This window comes from Pantoea phosphatilytica, assembly GCF_051025615.1.
In the GTDB taxonomy this organism is placed as follows: Bacteria; Pseudomonadota; Gammaproteobacteria; order Enterobacterales; family Enterobacteriaceae; genus Pantoea.
Map to the genome: position 1 here is coordinate 1 of NZ_JBPFDF010000007.1, position 15,724 is coordinate 15,724.

General features: G+C 56.6%; 13 protein-coding genes. 3 read left to right on the plus strand and 10 right to left on the minus strand.

Annotated features, from left to right (window positions below; genetic code table 11):
* Positions 1–351: 351 nt before the first annotated feature.
* Complete coding sequence (locus ACR6AS_RS18980; protein ID WP_233498941.1) at positions 352–636, minus strand: hypothetical protein; 285 nt, start codon at positions 634–636, stop codon at positions 352–354.
* A 634-nt stretch (positions 637–1,270) separates the two neighbouring features.
* On the opposite strand from ACR6AS_RS18980, the gene ACR6AS_RS18985 reads away from it, so the two are divergent.
* Complete coding sequence (locus ACR6AS_RS18985; RefSeq protein WP_111138330.1) at positions 1,271–2,929, plus strand: methyl-accepting chemotaxis protein; 1,659 nt, start codon at positions 1,271–1,273, stop codon at positions 2,927–2,929.
* A gap of 608 nt (positions 2,930–3,537) precedes the next feature.
* Positions 3,538–5,463 carry a methyl-accepting chemotaxis protein gene (locus ACR6AS_RS18990; protein WP_434163504.1) on the plus strand — a complete coding sequence of 642 codons (1,926 nt, stop codon included), beginning with the start codon at positions 3,538–3,540 and terminating at the stop codon, positions 5,461–5,463.
* Between the two features lie 54 nt (positions 5,464–5,517).
* Here ACR6AS_RS18990 and ACR6AS_RS18995 read toward each other — a convergent pair whose 3' ends face one another.
* From ACR6AS_RS18995 to ACR6AS_RS19030, 8 genes are all read right to left on the minus strand, one after another.
* Entirely contained in the window at positions 5,518–6,318 is an 801-nt protein-coding gene (locus ACR6AS_RS18995; protein WP_418799603.1) for an MBL fold metallo-hydrolase, read from the minus strand.
* A gap of 71 nt (positions 6,319–6,389) precedes the next feature.
* Complete coding sequence (locus tag ACR6AS_RS19000; protein ID WP_434163505.1) at positions 6,390–7,508, minus strand: metallophosphoesterase; 1,119 nt, start codon at positions 7,506–7,508, stop codon at positions 6,390–6,392.
* A gap of 209 nt (positions 7,509–7,717) precedes the next feature.
* Entirely contained in the window at positions 7,718–10,045 is a 2,328-nt protein-coding gene (locus tag ACR6AS_RS19005; protein WP_418799609.1) for an FdhF/YdeP family oxidoreductase, read from the minus strand.
* Positions 10,046–10,687: 642 nt separating this feature from the next.
* Positions 10,688–11,026, minus strand: a complete 339-nt coding sequence (locus ACR6AS_RS19010; RefSeq protein ID WP_111138325.1) for a cupin domain-containing protein — start codon at positions 11,024–11,026, stop codon at positions 10,688–10,690.
* A gap of 192 nt (positions 11,027–11,218) precedes the next feature.
* Positions 11,219–11,566, minus strand: a complete 348-nt coding sequence (gene yajD, locus ACR6AS_RS19015) for an HNH nuclease YajD (RefSeq protein WP_434163506.1) — start codon at positions 11,564–11,566, stop codon at positions 11,219–11,221.
* A gap of 257 nt (positions 11,567–11,823) precedes the next feature.
* A complete protein-coding gene (locus ACR6AS_RS19020) occupies positions 11,824–11,994 on the minus strand; it encodes a hypothetical protein (RefSeq protein WP_158527479.1) in 171 nt (56 codons plus the stop codon).
* Positions 11,995–12,165: 171 nt separating this feature from the next.
* Complete coding sequence (locus ACR6AS_RS19025; protein WP_111138323.1) at positions 12,166–13,191, minus strand: alpha/beta hydrolase; 1,026 nt, start codon at positions 13,189–13,191, stop codon at positions 12,166–12,168.
* A 66-nt stretch (positions 13,192–13,257) separates the two neighbouring features.
* A complete protein-coding gene (locus ACR6AS_RS19030; protein ID WP_434163507.1) occupies positions 13,258–14,451 on the minus strand; it encodes an MFS transporter in 1,194 nt (397 codons plus the stop codon).
* A gap of 130 nt (positions 14,452–14,581) precedes the next feature.
* Here ACR6AS_RS19030 and ACR6AS_RS19035 point away from each other — a divergent pair, with 130 nt between their 5' ends.
* Positions 14,582–15,478 carry a LysR family transcriptional regulator gene (locus tag ACR6AS_RS19035; protein ID WP_111138322.1) on the plus strand — a complete coding sequence of 299 codons (897 nt, stop codon included), beginning with the start codon at positions 14,582–14,584 and terminating at the stop codon, positions 15,476–15,478.
* A 54-nt stretch (positions 15,479–15,532) separates the two neighbouring features.
* Here ACR6AS_RS19035 and ACR6AS_RS19040 read toward each other — a convergent pair whose 3' ends face one another.
* Positions 15,533–15,709, minus strand: a complete 177-nt coding sequence (locus tag ACR6AS_RS19040; protein WP_111138321.1) for a con-10 family general stress protein — start codon at positions 15,707–15,709, stop codon at positions 15,533–15,535.
* Between the last annotated feature and the right edge of the window lie 15 nt (positions 15,710–15,724).

Below are 15,724 nucleotides of genomic sequence, written 5' to 3' on the forward strand. Positions count from 1 at the left end.
GACCTGATCCCTTCCACTGTTTATCAGCACAGTGACTTCCTGCTTAGAGGATGCCCCTACCCAGGTGTAAGTTTCGGGATCATGAGATCCAGACCGCATTCAGGGAAGCGATACGGCGCGATGACGTGGGCGCGCTGTTCTGTCACTCCCCGCGACTTTGCGACAGCACAACGCGCGTGGCAAATCAGTGAACCCTGTCTCTGCTTTCCGTGACATCTCCGTTGAGGCGGGGAAGTGCCGTCTGTGTCAGGTTGCCGCGATGCGCCTTTCAACGCGCCGCAGCACCAGAACAAAGATAAAGGCAGGCATCCCAGGGCCGGCCGCCGCTGAAAACGCCGGCCTGTTCTCCAGTCAGGCTCTGGAGGCAGACTGACGCTGTGCAGCCCGATCCTGATAGTTTGCACTGGTAACAGCGCTTTTCTCACAGGCGATGCTGGCCCGCTTCATCGCGATTTTGCGTTTTTTGAGCTTTATCTTCGGTAACCCTTCTTTAAACTGCGCTGTCAGCGAGGCGGCCTGCTGCTCATTTGCAACGCGACAGATGAACAGCTTGCTTTTGGTCTGGCGGCTGACATCGATGGCGTAGATCTCCACGCCTCTGCTGCACACTTCATATTCAACGTCCGTAAATTGCATGTGTGGCCAAAGACCGGTTCTGGTTTCAAATTGAGCTAAATTCATGACAACGACCTTTTTTATTGTACGCGTTATTGATTCCTGACAGGCTTAAGCCTGGTCGGGCCAGTGAGCATAGACCAGAATCAGCATTCCGCCAGCCGATTCACTGATTTAATCTGGCCCTGCCACAAATGGCTAAAATCTCAGCCTGTCGCGGTCAGCAGGCTGACCGCTGAGTTCGCTGTTAAGTTAAACAACCGCAGGGCAGCCTATTCGCGTCTCTTCTCTTTATGTCTGATCAGGCAGATTACCTGAACGTGCCTGAACCCGGAGGGCCATCTTATAGGTGACGATCCGATCGCCGGCAGCGTATCACTCCGGCAGGGAGACCAGAGCAGGGGCGAAAGGGTGTCGGATGCGCAGGGCTATACAGCAGAGAGAGGTAGCCCGGCATGGCCGGTGGCGTTGCCACCAATACCGCTAACAGTCGCACGCAGCCTGCAAGCGTCGGGCTCTTACTTAGTTCATTTTTTGACAGTCGCAAGATAAAAATAACGGCGCTGTGATCCGTTAAAGCCCCGCACTCGGCCGCCGATAAGAATGATCGGCATGTTGGCCATTTTTAGTTTTATCTTCTACCGGGGATCTCTTCATGACTATTACACAGCGTCTTATGCTAATCTTCTCACTGCTTGCAATGTCGCTGATTGCATTGGTGATTATTTCTTTATCTGTCATTTCGGGCTTTCAGTCGCGTTTCGAATATGTGCAGACTAATGCGGTGCCCAGCATTCGCGACCTGAACAAATCGATCAGCGTCACCAATCAGTTGGGCATCGCGCTTTATCGCCATCACAGCACCCGCGATGCGGAAAAGTTTCCGGCTGCGGAAGAGCGTATCGAGAATCTGCTGCAGCAGATTAAGGCGTTGAATGCCTATTACATGGCGAACGACATCTCGAATGAAGAAGACAGGGCATTAACTGAGCAGGCTGAAAAAGACCTGGATGCCGTGCGCAGCGCATTACCCGCCTTTCTGGCCGCATCGCGCGCCCATGATGACAACGTCACGTTGCCACTGCTACAGGGCGAGAATGGTATAGGTGCCGCAGCCCGCAAGCTGGAGTCCGATTACACCCGTCAGATTCAGTTGAATATCGACATTGGCGAACAGCTCCGCGCTGAGAACAAGCGCATCTACGCCCGGACCCTGTGGGGGATGTCGGGCGGCTCACTGCTGTTGATCCTGATACTGGCTGCCTTCTCCACCAGGGTTATCCTGGGCATCAGAAAAAGTCTGACTGGCATGGTCAATACCATGACGCAGGTGAGTCATACCCTTGACCTGACCCAGACGGCTGAGGTTCGCGGAAAGGATGAAATCAGCAAAACGGCGTCAGCCTTCAACCAGCTGCTGGCCCGGGTATCCGGCACGCTGCTCTCTGTCAGTCACGCAGCACAATCGGTCAGCACCGGTTCGACGCAGATCGCAGCGGGCAATGAAGATCTTTCGGCGCGTACCGAAGAGCAGGCGGCTTCGCTGGAGCAGACGTCCGCCAGTATGGCGACGCTGAGCGAAACGGTGCGGCAGAACGCAGAAGGCGCAAATCAGGCCAGCACACTGGCCAATAGCGCCAATCAGATGTCAATCCAGAATGGCACAGCCGTGAAGCAGATGCTGACAACGATGGATGATATCCGCGCCAGCTCGGCCAAAATCTCTGAAATCACCGGGCTGATCGAGGGTATCGCGTTTCAGACCAATATTCTGGCACTGAATGCGGCGGTTGAAGCGGCGCGTGCCGGTGAACATGGCCGCGGCTTTGCGGTGGTCGCCTCCGAAGTGCGTAACCTTGCACAGCGCTCCTCTTCTGCCGCACGCGAGATTAAGGATCTGATTTCAACGTCCGTTTCACAGGTTGAACAGGGCTTAGAGCAGGCAGGCGGAGTCGGTTCAAACAGTGAAAATGTCCGGCAGGCAATTCAGCAGGTCGCCGATCTGGTCAATGAGATTGCAGCGGCAACGTCTGAGCAGAGCAAAGGCATTGAGCAGGTTCATCAGGCGATTGGCCAGATGGATGAGGTGACACAGCAGAACGCCTCGCTGGTGGAAGAAGCGTCATCCGCCTCGAAATCGCTACAGGAGCAGGCGGAGACGCTGTCAGGCCTGGTCGCCAGCTTTACGCTGGAGAGTAACAGACGTGCCGCGCCGCAGCCGCAGGCGGCGTCTTTGCGTCGACCGGCTTTTCAGCCGCCCTGGCCTGAGCGCCAGCGCATCGATATGGCGCAGGCAAACTGGGAAAGCTTCTGATTGCTGATGCGTCATATCATGGCCTCCACACTATGGGGGCTTTTTTTATTCCTGCGAAAAGTAAAACAGACGCCTGTGTTAAAAATGGATGAAAACGATTTCATAATAAAAAAGGAAAGAACAGATTACCTCTTCAGAGGTACAGGCGGTGGCGGCGCTATTTCAGTTGAAAGAGGGGATAGTGGTTAATAGCGGAATGATAATTGATAAGACAGAGCGCGAAGCGCAGTTATCGGCGACGACCTGTTTATCTTGAATTTATTTTTTTTCATCGCACCCATGCTGAAGTCAGGCTAACGGCCAAAATGATTTAATGCAGTACTATTGATTTATCTCTCTGTTTTGTATGTATATTATCGGGTTTGGCTTAAGCGAAAGTTGCAGTAAATATCGTCATTTTATCCACTGTAAAATAACAGAACGCAACCTATACTCCTTTCCGTTGTGATATGTATTTCTGAACGTTTAAAGGAATCCCCTTTGTTCATAGCATTATTTCGCCAGATAGGGCGCGTATGGCTATGGCACAAAAAAGGTAAAAATAAAATTACATCACACATTTTGTGCATGGCTCCCCTGCACACCTCACACACATCAGAGCGGAAATAATGAAGAAAATACTCGACCGGATTAATTTACCTGCGAAGTTCCTGTTACTGGGTTCATTTGCGTTAATACTGTTTATTCTCCCTACCTTCCTGTTTATGCAGACGGGCAATGAACTTATTGAAACTAAAAATGTTGAGCTATCGGGTATACCGGTTGAGAAAAAAGTCCTGAAACTTCTCAACCTGTTGCAGCGCCATCGTGCAGAGAGCGCTATCGCCATCTCCCTGAATAAGGCAGATAACGCACCCCGTATGGAACTGGTAACACAAATCAACACGTTAATCCGGACGATTGAGGACGATCTGCGCAAGGATGATGAACAGGCGCCTCCGCTGAAGTTGCTGCAGCGGGTTACTCAGGAGTGGGATCAGTTGCAGAATGATATCAATGCGGGCCAGCTGACGCTGGCAACCAGCCTGACACGCCACGCGCATCTGATTCAGAGTCTGCTTGATACGAATCAGGATGTGCTGGATTTCTATCAGCTCTCGCTGGATGCAGATTTAAATACCTATCAGCTGATCGTCAGTATTTACAGCCGCCTGCCGCTGCTGACTGAAACCCTGGGTCAGATCCGCGCCAATGGCACCTCGCTGATTGCGTCCGGTAACATCTCAGATACCGATCGCAGTCGTCTGGCGTTTCAAATCGACAACGGCAGAACGGCGCTGACGCAGTTCAGCAAAAACATGGACAAAGTTTTTTCCATTGAACCGGCGCTGAAAAGTGCCTTTTCCGGGCTGGCTCAGGAAGCCGGTCAGCAGGCACAGGATGCGCTGCAGCTGGCGGATAGCATTTTTGTCAGCGGGCACGCCAGCGTGGCACCGGTTGAATATGTCCGGGTCTTCACGCAGGCGATCAACCGTTACGCCGAACTGGGCAACCAGAGCAGCATCCGGCTGGAGCAGATGATGGAGGTTCAGATCGAACAGAAACGCCAGTCACAGTATCTGCTGCTGGCAGGCCTGCTGACGGTGGCGCTGCTGGCCATTATTGTGGCTGTCATGATCACCCGCTCGGTAACGCGTCCGGTCAAAGAGGCGGTAGAAGTGGCCAGCCGTGTGGCAGCAGGCGACCTGACGGCACTGATGACCGTTTCCGGCAGCAACGAAATGGCGGAATTGCTGAATGCACTGCTGCGCATGCAGCAGCGTCTTTCCCAGCTGGTGTCCGATATCAAAACCAACGCTGCCACGATTGCAAATTCATCGGAAGAGATCGCGCGCGGCAATGGTGACCTGTCGTCACGCACCGAGGAGCAGGCGGCTTCACTGGCGGAAACGGCGGCCAGTATGGAGCAGCTGGCCGCCATCATTCAGCAGAATGCGGATAACACCCGCTTTGCCTCGGATCGCGCCGAGTCCGCGACCCAGGCGGCACTCTCCAGTGGGGCCGCCATGGATTCCGTGATGGAAACCATGCATAAAATCCGTGGCAGCTCGGGTAAAATTGAAGAGATTACCTCGGTCATCGACAGCATCGCCTTCCAGACCAATATTCTGGCGCTGAATGCGGCGGTGGAAGCGGCGCGTGCCGGTGAGCAGGGCAAAGGGTTTGCGGTGGTGGCCTCCGAAGTCCGGGCGCTGGCACAACGTTCGGCCAGTGCAGCAAAAGAGATCAAGGGCCTGATCGAGCAGTCAGTGGGTCATGCGCAGGAAGGCATTGCGATGGCGCAGAACGCCAGCGACAAGGTGAAGCAGAGCGTCAGCGCCATTGAACAGACCTCTCAGCTGATGCGTGATATCTCCTCCTCATCGGAAGAGCAGAGCAGCGGCATCCTGCAGGTCAATATTGCGGTGAACCAGATGGATCAGGTAACGCAGCAGAACGCCGTGCTGGTGGAAGAGTCAGCCTCGTCAGCCGATGAGCTGGCCGCGCGGGCAGGGCAGCTTCGCACGATGGTGGCCGTGTTCCAGACGGCATAACGGCGCCAGACAGCCACCTGCGGGTGGCTGTCTGCTTTCAGGCATTCCATCCCGCTATGCCTGATGATCCCGCAGACAGGCCAGATAGCGTTTTCCCGACCGCATCACCTTCTCTTTAGCCTGGTAAGGCATATCCTGACCGTCAAAAGCACCATAGAGCCGATCAAACGTCACGCCGGAAAGCCGGTGCAGAATATCGCCTGCCGTTGCGGCCGACAGCGGTAGCATATTGGGATAGCTCCACATAAAGGACGCGCCATGCGCACCCGGCGTAACCTGAATAATGTCACCCGCCAGCACGACGCCGCCATGCTCATCCCAGTGCAGCACGTTGCCGCCGGGAAAATGTCCGCCCAGTCGTATCAGCGTAACGGAGGGCATCAGCGTCAGTGATTCCCCCTCCCAGAAGCGGATATGCGGACTCTCCCGCACAATCCACTGCCGATCGCGGGCGTGCAGATGAATGGGCGCGTCAAAGGCTTCGGCCCACTCCTGCATGGTGGTGTAGTAATGCGGATGCGAAATCGCAATCGCATCAATGCCGCCCAGCGCCGTGATCAGGGTGCAGGTGGCGTCATCCAGATTGGCAATGCAGTCCCAGAGCACATTGCCGTGCGGGGTGCGCAGCAGAAAGGCGCGCTGATTAATGGCAAAGGCCGGCACGGTTTTGATACTCAGCAGCCTGTCGCTGTGCGCCTTCCACTGATTGGCATGGGTCGCGCGCAGCGCGTCCAGCGCGATCCAGTGCTGACCGTCGGCCGGAACAAACTGGCGCTCATCCTCACAGATTTTGCAGTGCGGATAGGTGGCCTGAAGAGGGTAACCGGTGCCGCAGGCGGTACATAACATCGTCATAGTGATCTCCTTTATCTCACTCAAGCTTATGCCGTCCGGCGAAATCCGCCCACTCATCGGCTGGCGAGAGGCTACTGCGGCTGACGACGCAGGGTGATCCGCGTCAGTTCCGAGGGGCGGCCCAGCCGGACCGCCATGCCCGGCCAGAGCGCCGTGCCGTTATTCACATAAAGCTGCATCCTATCGACCTGATAAAGCCCGGAGACGAAGCCAGCGTTGGGCTTCGCAAACAGCCGATCCAGCCCGATAATCAGGCCGCCATGCGTATGACCGGAGAGCTGCACATCCACGCCCCGTGCCGCGTTCTGACGGGCATTGCGGGGCTGATGATCCAGCAGGATCACGGGCGCGTCGTCTGGTGCCTGGTCCAGCGCGCGCGCCAGATCGGGTCCGGTCGCGTTTCTGCCGGGCGCGGAGGCATCCGGCAGACCGGCGATCACCAGCTTCGCGTTGCCGCGCCGGATGACGGTATGACTGTTAAGTAGCGGCTGCAGCCCGAGCGACGCCAGATGGGCTGTCCAGATCGCCTGATGAAAGAAATATTCGTGGTTGCCGGTAATTGCCCAGACGCCGTCAGGAGCGGCAAGCCCGCTCAGCGGCGCAACATCATGCCGCCGGTGCGCCAGGCTGCCATCAATGACATCGCCCGTCACTACGATCAGATCGGCGTTCAGGGACATCGCCCGTTCCACCATCGCGCGGGTCCAGGCGGCATTAAACAGCCGGGTAATGTGCAGGTCCGTCAGTTGCAGAAGCTGATAACCCTCGAACTCCGCGGGCAGGTTGGGTAACACCAGCGTCACCTCTTTCACCGGCGGAACCCGGATAGCCTGCTGCACCCCGACCACCGCCAGCCCCATCGCCAGGCAAACGGCCAGGTAGCGCACGCCGGGAACCAGCTCCAGCGGATGACGCAGCAGCAGGGCGAGCAGCATCACGGCATCCATCAGCATCTGTAACAGCGCCAGCAGCAGAACCGTGCTGTAAGCCCAGTTGAACAGAATGATGATGAGGCGGGGCATTTCAGCGGAGAAGAGGCCGCCCGACGTGAAGCGACTCACCAGCAGATACTGTGAGGCCAGCAGCACCAGAGCGGAGAGCAGGAGCTTCAGGGCCAGAGGCAGAGACAAAGGAATAATAACGCGCGCAATGACATACCAGCTGGGTAAGCTGAAAATCAGGTGAAACATGGCAATTTTCCGGTAGGGCGCTGACCGTCAGCGCAGGCAGTAAAGAGATGGTCGTTCATGAAAGCGGTATTCCGCTTTGTAGTGTATACGATGCCGCAACAGATGATGCTTCACGCGCTGTGCTTAACGGGAAAAACCGGCAAGGAAGAGGGGAGAAGCTGAGGAAAACAGCGTGACCAGGCGTCCGGTCACGCTGACAGAACAGGAGGTTAACGTAACATGCCCGAGGTGGTTTCGGTTTCGTCAGTGACACGCGTCATGGCGATGGGGATGCTCTTGTACGCCGGAATGCCGCTTTTGGTATCGTGACTGTCGAGCGGAACCATCACGTTGGCTTCCGGGTAGTAAGCGCCAACTGAACCTGGTGCCATATCGATAATCACGATGGTCAGGTTCTTCATCTGGCGCGACGTGGGATTACCCGCCGGATCCAGCGCCACCAGATCAACACGGTCACCGCTCCGCACCTGCCGTCTTTCCGCCTCTTCGCCGTTAATAAACAGCACATCGCGACGGCCCGTCACGCCACGATAGCGGTCATTAAGCCCGTAGAGGGTGGTGTTGTACTGGTCATGACTGCGCAGCGTGGTCAGCACCAGATCATGGCACTTGAGCGAGCGGGGATCTTCATTGATGCCCTGCATCACCTTAAACTGCGCACGGCCAGAAGGGGTCAGCCAGACGCGCTCTGACGCCGCGTTGTAGAGCCGGAAGCCGCCAGGATGTCTGATACGCTGGTTAAAGTTTTCAAACGCCGGGAAAACCGCCTCGATGGCGTCACGGATGCGGCTGTAGTCGGCAACCATGGCTGACCAGTCCACCACGCTGTCTGGCAGTGTTGCTTTGGCCAGCGAAGCGACCAGCGCCGGTTCAGATTTCAGATGCGGCGACGCCGGATCCAGTGAGCCGCGCGAGGCATGCACCATCGACATTGAATCTTCCACGGTCACGCTCTGTGCGCCGGTTGCCTGCATATCGGTTTCAGTACGGCCCAGCACCGGCAGCAGATAGTTGTGCTTACCCAGTAGCAGATGTGAACGGTTCAGCTTGGTTGCCATATGCACGACCAGATCGAGGTTGCGCATTGCCGGGAAGGTCACCTGAGGATCGGAAATCGCCTCCGCCAGGTTGCCGCCGAGGCAGAGCAGGGCTTTCGCTTTGCCATCGCGCATTGCCTTAATCGCCTCAATCGCGCCATGACCATGCTTCTGTGGCGGACGAAAACCAAACACTTTCTCCAGGTTATCCAGCAGCGATTGCGGCGGGATCTCGGTGATACCTACCGTGCGGTCGCCCTGCACGTTAGAGTGACCGCGTAACGGACAGATGCCCGCACCGGGCTTACCGATATTGCCGCGCATCAGAAGCAGGTTCGCGATTTGCTGAACGTTCTGGGTGCCATACTGATGCTGGGTGATCCCCATGCCGTAACAGATGATGGTGCGTTCGGCGCTGGCGTAAAGACGTGCGATATGCTGGATCTCTTCACGCGCCATGCCGGAGACTTTCAGGATATGCGCCCAGTCGGTGCTCTCCAGGTCCGCTTTCAGCGTCTCAAAGCCTTCTGTGTGTTCACGAATAAACGCTTCATCGATCACGCCGGGTTTGCCCGTGCTCAGCGCCTCTTCATGCATGCTAATCAGGATCTTCATCACTCCTTTCAGCATCGCCGCATCACCGCCAACCCGTACTTTGTAGTAGGTCGAAGCCAGCTCGGTCGAACTCATGGAGAGCATCTCGATCGGGCTCTGCGGCGAGGTGAATCGCTCCAGGCCGCGTTCCCGCAGCGGATTAATTGCGACGATCGTCGCCCCGCGTTTAGAGACTTCCCGCAGCGTGCCCAGCATGCGCGGATGGTTGGTGCCGGGGTTGTGGCCGATGCAGAGCACCAGATCGCAGTGATCGAAATCTTCCAGTTCGACCGTACCCTTTCCGACGCCAATCGACTCCGGCAGTCCGACGCTGGTCGGCTCATGGCACATGTTCGAACAGTCGGGGAAATTGTTGGTGCCATACTCGCGGGCGAAGAGCTGCCACAGAAACGCCGCTTCATTGGAGGCGCGGCCCGAGGTGTAGAACTCCACACTATCCGGGTCATCATAGCTGCGCAGATGCTCACCGATTTCGCGGAAGGCCGTCTCCCATTCGATGGGCTGATAGGTGTCGGTTGCGGCATCATATTTCATCGGATGGGTCAGGCGGCCTTCTCCCTCCAGATGCAGGGCACTGCGCTCCCACAACTCGCTTACCTTGTGTGCGGCAAAAAACTCTGGTGTGGTGCGTTTGCTGGTGGCTTCCCATGAAACAGCTTTTGCACCATTTTCACAGAACTCAAAAGAGGACGCGTGCTGCGGATCGGGCCAGGCGCAGCCAGGGCAGTCAAAACCCTGTGGCTGATTGACTTTGAAAAGGGCGATCACATCCTGTTTTACCGCCATCTGGCCGCGGATCGCGTCTGCAACGGCCTTTAAAGCCCCCCAGCCGCCAGCCGCTCCGCTATAGGGTGCGATGCCCTTTGTGCGATTTTGCTCTTTCATAATGCTCCACATTGTCTCTATTTTGTTATGGGTTAATTCTGGTACAGAAAAGCGCATAGCGATGTGGGTTCCGGCTATTATTTACCGAAAATCTTTCTCAAAATGTTTCGATAGACCGCTGCTGGCATAACAGACGCACGAAATAAGAAAAATCGCTTACGGGATTAACGGGGAAATAACCGGAACGGCCTGCCGGAAATTGTTCAAGACGTGGTGAAGGATTATGCTAAGCAACAGGCGGATTAAAGCTAATTGCCTGTTTTAAAATAGTCATTCCGGGAACCACTTATTTATGGTACGGAAATGCCTTTCTGCCAGGCTTCTGTTATGTGCGCATCGGCGTAAATCGGCGGCCCGGAAAGCGTTATTAGCGTAACGAAGGCAGGATAGTGCAGAAGTTTATGGGTAAATAACGGCGGGTTATTACCGCACGTTCTGTTCAGTGCATTATTTAACTGCAGATGACATACCCGGCTTCGGTTTATTGTTATCCGCGTCAGGGAGGCAAATAACGCTCTGGCCGATCGGCCATACCCGGTGGCGCTGACCGCCGGGTCAAGCGTTACTGATAAACCGGCCTGAACAGGCAGAAGGCGGGGCGGATGCTGCCGTCATGGCCTGAGCCGTTGTCCGGCTCACCTGTCAGGGAACATCGGTACGATCTCCCCGCGTAGTAGGATGGGAGATCACCATAAACTCTACCGGTTCATCGCGGTTATTGCGGGCCTGGTGCTTCGACTGTGGCGGGATCTCGATACCCTGCTGCGCAGCGATATCGTGGAGGGTGCCGTCCAGTTCCATTGTCAGCACACCCTGAAGGACAAAAAAGAACTGCCTGGATGAAGCATGAAAATGTCTTTGCTCACAGGTGCCGGGCGGCATTCTCTCGTGAATAATTAACATATCCGGACGGTTCATCAGGTACCAGCCATCGCAACCGTCGCCCCAGTTATAGTGCTCTGCGTTCTCTTTAGCGATCATCCTTCTGCTCCTCGTTTACTTTCGAATAGTGAGTCTGTTAACTCCTGACTGTTCATCCTGTCAGGTGCGCAGACCGCACAAATTTTATGGAACAGCGACACCGCCCCGGGAGAAGTGCGGGATCGCATGTTCAGGACGGAAATGTTCCTGTCAGACCAGACTGACGCGTCTGACAGGCAGCAGGAGCGGATCTTACTTCTTGCCGTTCAGCATCGACTTCAGGTCGGCGAACGGGTTGTAGGTCGCCTCACCCACATCTTTCTGAGCATCTTCGCCAGCCACCACGCGGGTACCATACTGATCGGCCTCGGTGTACTTCGAGTGCTCGTGGTCATGACAATAAAGACAGAGTAACTCCCAGTTACTGCCATCTTCCGGGTTGTTCGTATGGTCGTGATCGATGTGATGTACCGTCAGTTCACGCAGATTAGAGTAGACGAACTCGCGTGAGCAGCGTCCACAGACCCACGGATAGATTTTAAGGGCTTTCTCACGGTAGCCACTTTCCAGCCGCGAATAGTTTTTTGGGATCAGAGCCATTGCCGATGTTACCTGTTATCCAGAGATGTTCACGATAGTGCTGCCACTATATCGCACAAGACCGCCCGGGGAGAACTTCTGCTGCCGTGCGGCAACCGGAAAGATTTTAGCGGCCGCTATTCACCTTCCGTGGCGCAGAGAGCGGATGTCGTCAGGGCAGGGGCCGGATAACGTTAAATTCCAGATTTCCGGACCTGATTTATCATCACGATAGCGCTGATACGGGCGAGTTTTCCCGCTTTGCCGGTCATCCTGCCCTAAATGTAATTCAGAACGCCATAAACCGCCCAGAAGATGGCGTTAGCCCCCAGATAAGTCCAGCAGCCCCAGTAGGCAATAGGTTCGCGCCGGGTGCGAAGTTTGGGCAGAAACACCAGCAAATAGAGCGCAGAGGCGATAAGCGAAACGAAGTAGAAAAATTTCATCATTCTCTCCTGATAGTCATCCTTTCTTTCAGGATAGTCAGGGATCCCAGTTTTGCGTGCCCGGTACGGGAAGTTTCCTTCAGTCTGGCATCGCTGAATGGGAGCGGGGCGATGCTGTCAGCGGTAATGCCCGCCCGCAGATAACCGCAGGCGGGCGTGAAGAAGAGGGCAGCACTACAGATGTTGTTTAAAGAAGCGGGTCAGTTTGTCGAACGGGATCAGGTCAGTGCGATCATAGAGGTCGACATGGCCCGCATCAGGCACGATGTATAACTCTTTGGGCTCTGCCGCACGCTGATAGGCCTCTTCGCTGAACTCGCGTGAATGCGCCTGATCACCGGTAATAAAGAGCACTGGTCGCGGAGAGAGGGTATCGATGTCATCGAACGGATAGAAGTTCATGAACTTCACGTTGCTGGTAAGCGTCGGATGCGTGGTCAGCGCAGCGGAACTGCCTTTCGGCGTGAACTCCCCACGCGGCGTGCGGTAAAAGTCATAAAACTCTTTTTCGACGGGTGAGGACGCCGCATCGATTTTATGCGGCGTGCCGCCGGTGTACGCCGTTTTACCGCCGGTAAACTCTGCGTAACGCTGCTCTGCCGCCGCCGCAAGGATCTGTTTGCGCTGCGCCAGCGTCTGGCTTTTATTCAGCGCATGGCGATTAGCCGCGCCCATGTCATACATGCTGACGGTTGCAATCGCCTTCATGCGCGGATCAATTTTTGCGGCGCTGATGACGAAACTGCCACTGCCGCAGATCCCCAGCACACCAATCCGGTTGCGATCGACAAAATCGCGGGTGCCCAGATAATCCACAGCGGCACTGAAGTCTTCGGCGTAGATATCCGGCGAGACCGCGTTGCGCGGCTGACCGTCACTTTCGCCCCAGAATGAGAGGTCGATGGCCAGGGTAACAAAGCCCTGTTCGGCCATCTTCTGCGCGTAGAGGCTGGCACTCTGCTCTTTCACGGCCCCCATCGGATGGCCTACCACAATAGCCGGAAGGCGCGCGGTCTGACTGGCCGTTTTTGGCCGGAACAGCGTGCCGGTCACACCCATCTGATACTGATTTTTAAAGCTGACTTTTTCGCGTGTCACCTTATCGCTTTGATAAAAGTTATCGGCTCCGCGCGACATATCGGCCGCGCTGGCCCCAAAAGCACTGATCAACAGGCCAAACAGCAGGGTTAATGCTCTCATAACACGATCCTCAGAGGTTAACGACAGGGGGGCAACGGTGTGCCCGGTTAAACAGCAATCCGGTTATCAGATCCTGCGGGCCTGGCGGGCGGTGATCGTCACCATTCCGGCGGCTGCAATCAGCAGTGTGGCGCTGAGGACAAAGGTGATTTGCCAGCCCGCATGGTCAAAGGCGAGTCCTCCCAGCATTGATCCTGCGGCGATCGACAGCTGGACGATAGCAACCATCAGCCCGCCGCCGGCCTCCGCGTTGTCCGGAAAAGCGCGGGCGACCCAGGCCCACCATCCGGCAGGCGCGGCGGTGGCCACCAGCCCCCAGATCGCGAGCAGCGGCGTCACCTGCCACAGATGATGGCCCGACAGGATCAGCAGCATCGCCACGCCCGCCATCACCAGCGGGATCATCGTCAGGGTGAGATAGAACCCACGCTGTAAAACGCTCCCGACGATCACGGTTCCGGCAAATCCGGCCACGCCCAAAGTCAGCAATACCAGCGACAGCGTCGATACCTCAACCTGCGTAACGGTTTCCAGAAACGGGCGGAGATAGGTAAACAGGGTGAACTGACCCATAAACAGCAGGCCGCAGGCGGCCAGCCCGGATATGACTTGCTGCGAGCGCAGCAGCTGCAGAGGGCTTCTGCTGCGCGGCTGTGCCCGGTCAACCGGCATCGACGGCAGCGCCACTGCCTGCCAGAGCAGCGCGATCAGCGCCACCGGCATCAGGCTGAAAACAGCCCCGCGCCAGCCGATAACCGCGCCAAGATAGCTGCTCAGCGGAGCCGCGATGACCGTCGCCAGCGCATTGCCGCCGTTGAATATGGCCAGCGCGCGAGACACCTGCTCAGCTGGCACCAGCCGGATAGCCACCGCAGCTGACATCGACCAGAATCCGCCGATCACCACGCCTGTTAACGCCCGGCCAGCCATATAGGTCAGATAATCGGATGCCAGTGCCACAATCAGGCCGGACAGGGCCAGTAACAGCGTCAGCGCCAGCAACAGGATTCTGCGATCGAGATGACCGGCGAGCCGGGTAATGGAGAGGCTGGTGATCACCGCCAGCGCGCCAGAGATCGCAATGCCCTGTCCGGCCAGGCCTTCGCTGATCCGCAGATCCTGCGACAGGGGCGACAGCAGGCTGGCCGGCATAAACTCCGTGGCGATCAGCGTGAAGACACAGAGTGTCATCGCCCAGACGCCGCTCCAGTGCGCTGCTTGCTGTTGAGGGGAGGCGCTGAAGGTGCCGTCAGACGTCATGAGTTGTCCTGTTTCAGTGGTTGCCGTAATGAATGCAGGCAATCTTACTGTTTCGCTTTATATTGACTAGCTAATGAAACCTTAATGAGGTTATAACCAGAGCTTATTAATCGCAGAGAGAGTGGGCAGCATGAAGCGCAATATGAACGATCTGCAGGCGTTTGTTACCGTGGCGCGAGAGGGCAGCTTTACCCGCGCAGCGGCGCTGCTGGGTGTCACCCAGCCCGCGTTGAGCCAGACGATTACGGCACTGGAAAACCGGATGGCGATCCGCCTGCTGACCCGCACGACCCGCAACGTTTCACCTACCGCGGCGGGTGAGCGGTTGCTTGAGGCTATCGGTAACCGGTTCGATGAGATCGAAGCGGAGCTGGATATGCTGACCGCCTTGCGCGACAAGCCCGCCGGAACGGTCCGCATCACCTGCGGCCCCCATATTCTGAGCACGCTGCTGCTGCCGAAACTGACGCCACTGCTGGCGGCCTACCCTGATATCCGGCTCGAATTCGACGCCAGTCACGGCTTTCGCAATATCGTGGCCGATCGGTTTGATGCGGGCGTCAGAATGGGCGACACCATCGATAAAGATATGGTCGCGATGCCGATCAGCCCGCCGTTACGGATGGCCGCTGTGGCCACGCCCGACTACTTTCGTCGTCATCCTGCCCCCCGGGTGCCGCATGATCTGCTGCAGCACAACTGCATCAATATGCGGCAGGCATCGGCCGGGGGACTCTACGTCTGGGAGTTTGACGGTGAAGAGGGCCCGCTGAATGTGCGGGTGGATGGGCAGCTGACGTTTAATACATCGGCCCACATCGCCGAAGCGGCGCTTGCCGGACAGGGGATCGCTTTCCTGCCGGAACAGGAGTTTGCTGACGGGCTGGAGAAGGGCAAGCTGGTCCGGGTGCTGGAGCGCTGGTGTCAGCCCTTCCCCGGCTATTACCTCTATTATCCCAGTCGCAAACAGCATTCACCGGCCTTTGCGCTGGTCAGGGAGGCACTGCGGCTTAAAGAGGAAGAGTGAAGGCGCGAGATGCCACTCCATGGCGTAAAACGTCCTAAAGCGCTTTATTCAGAATTACTTAGAAGGGCGTCGACTGACCTTGCCTCCTTTCCGGCCGGCTTCCCTGGCTTTTTCATGATCATTTTTGAAATTGCCCCCACTGACTTTGCCTCCTGCACTGCCAGCTTCACTCGCACGTTCCGGATCGTTGGCAAAATTGCCGGCACCACCTCTGTACTTCTGTTGTGTCATAGGAAGACCTCATAT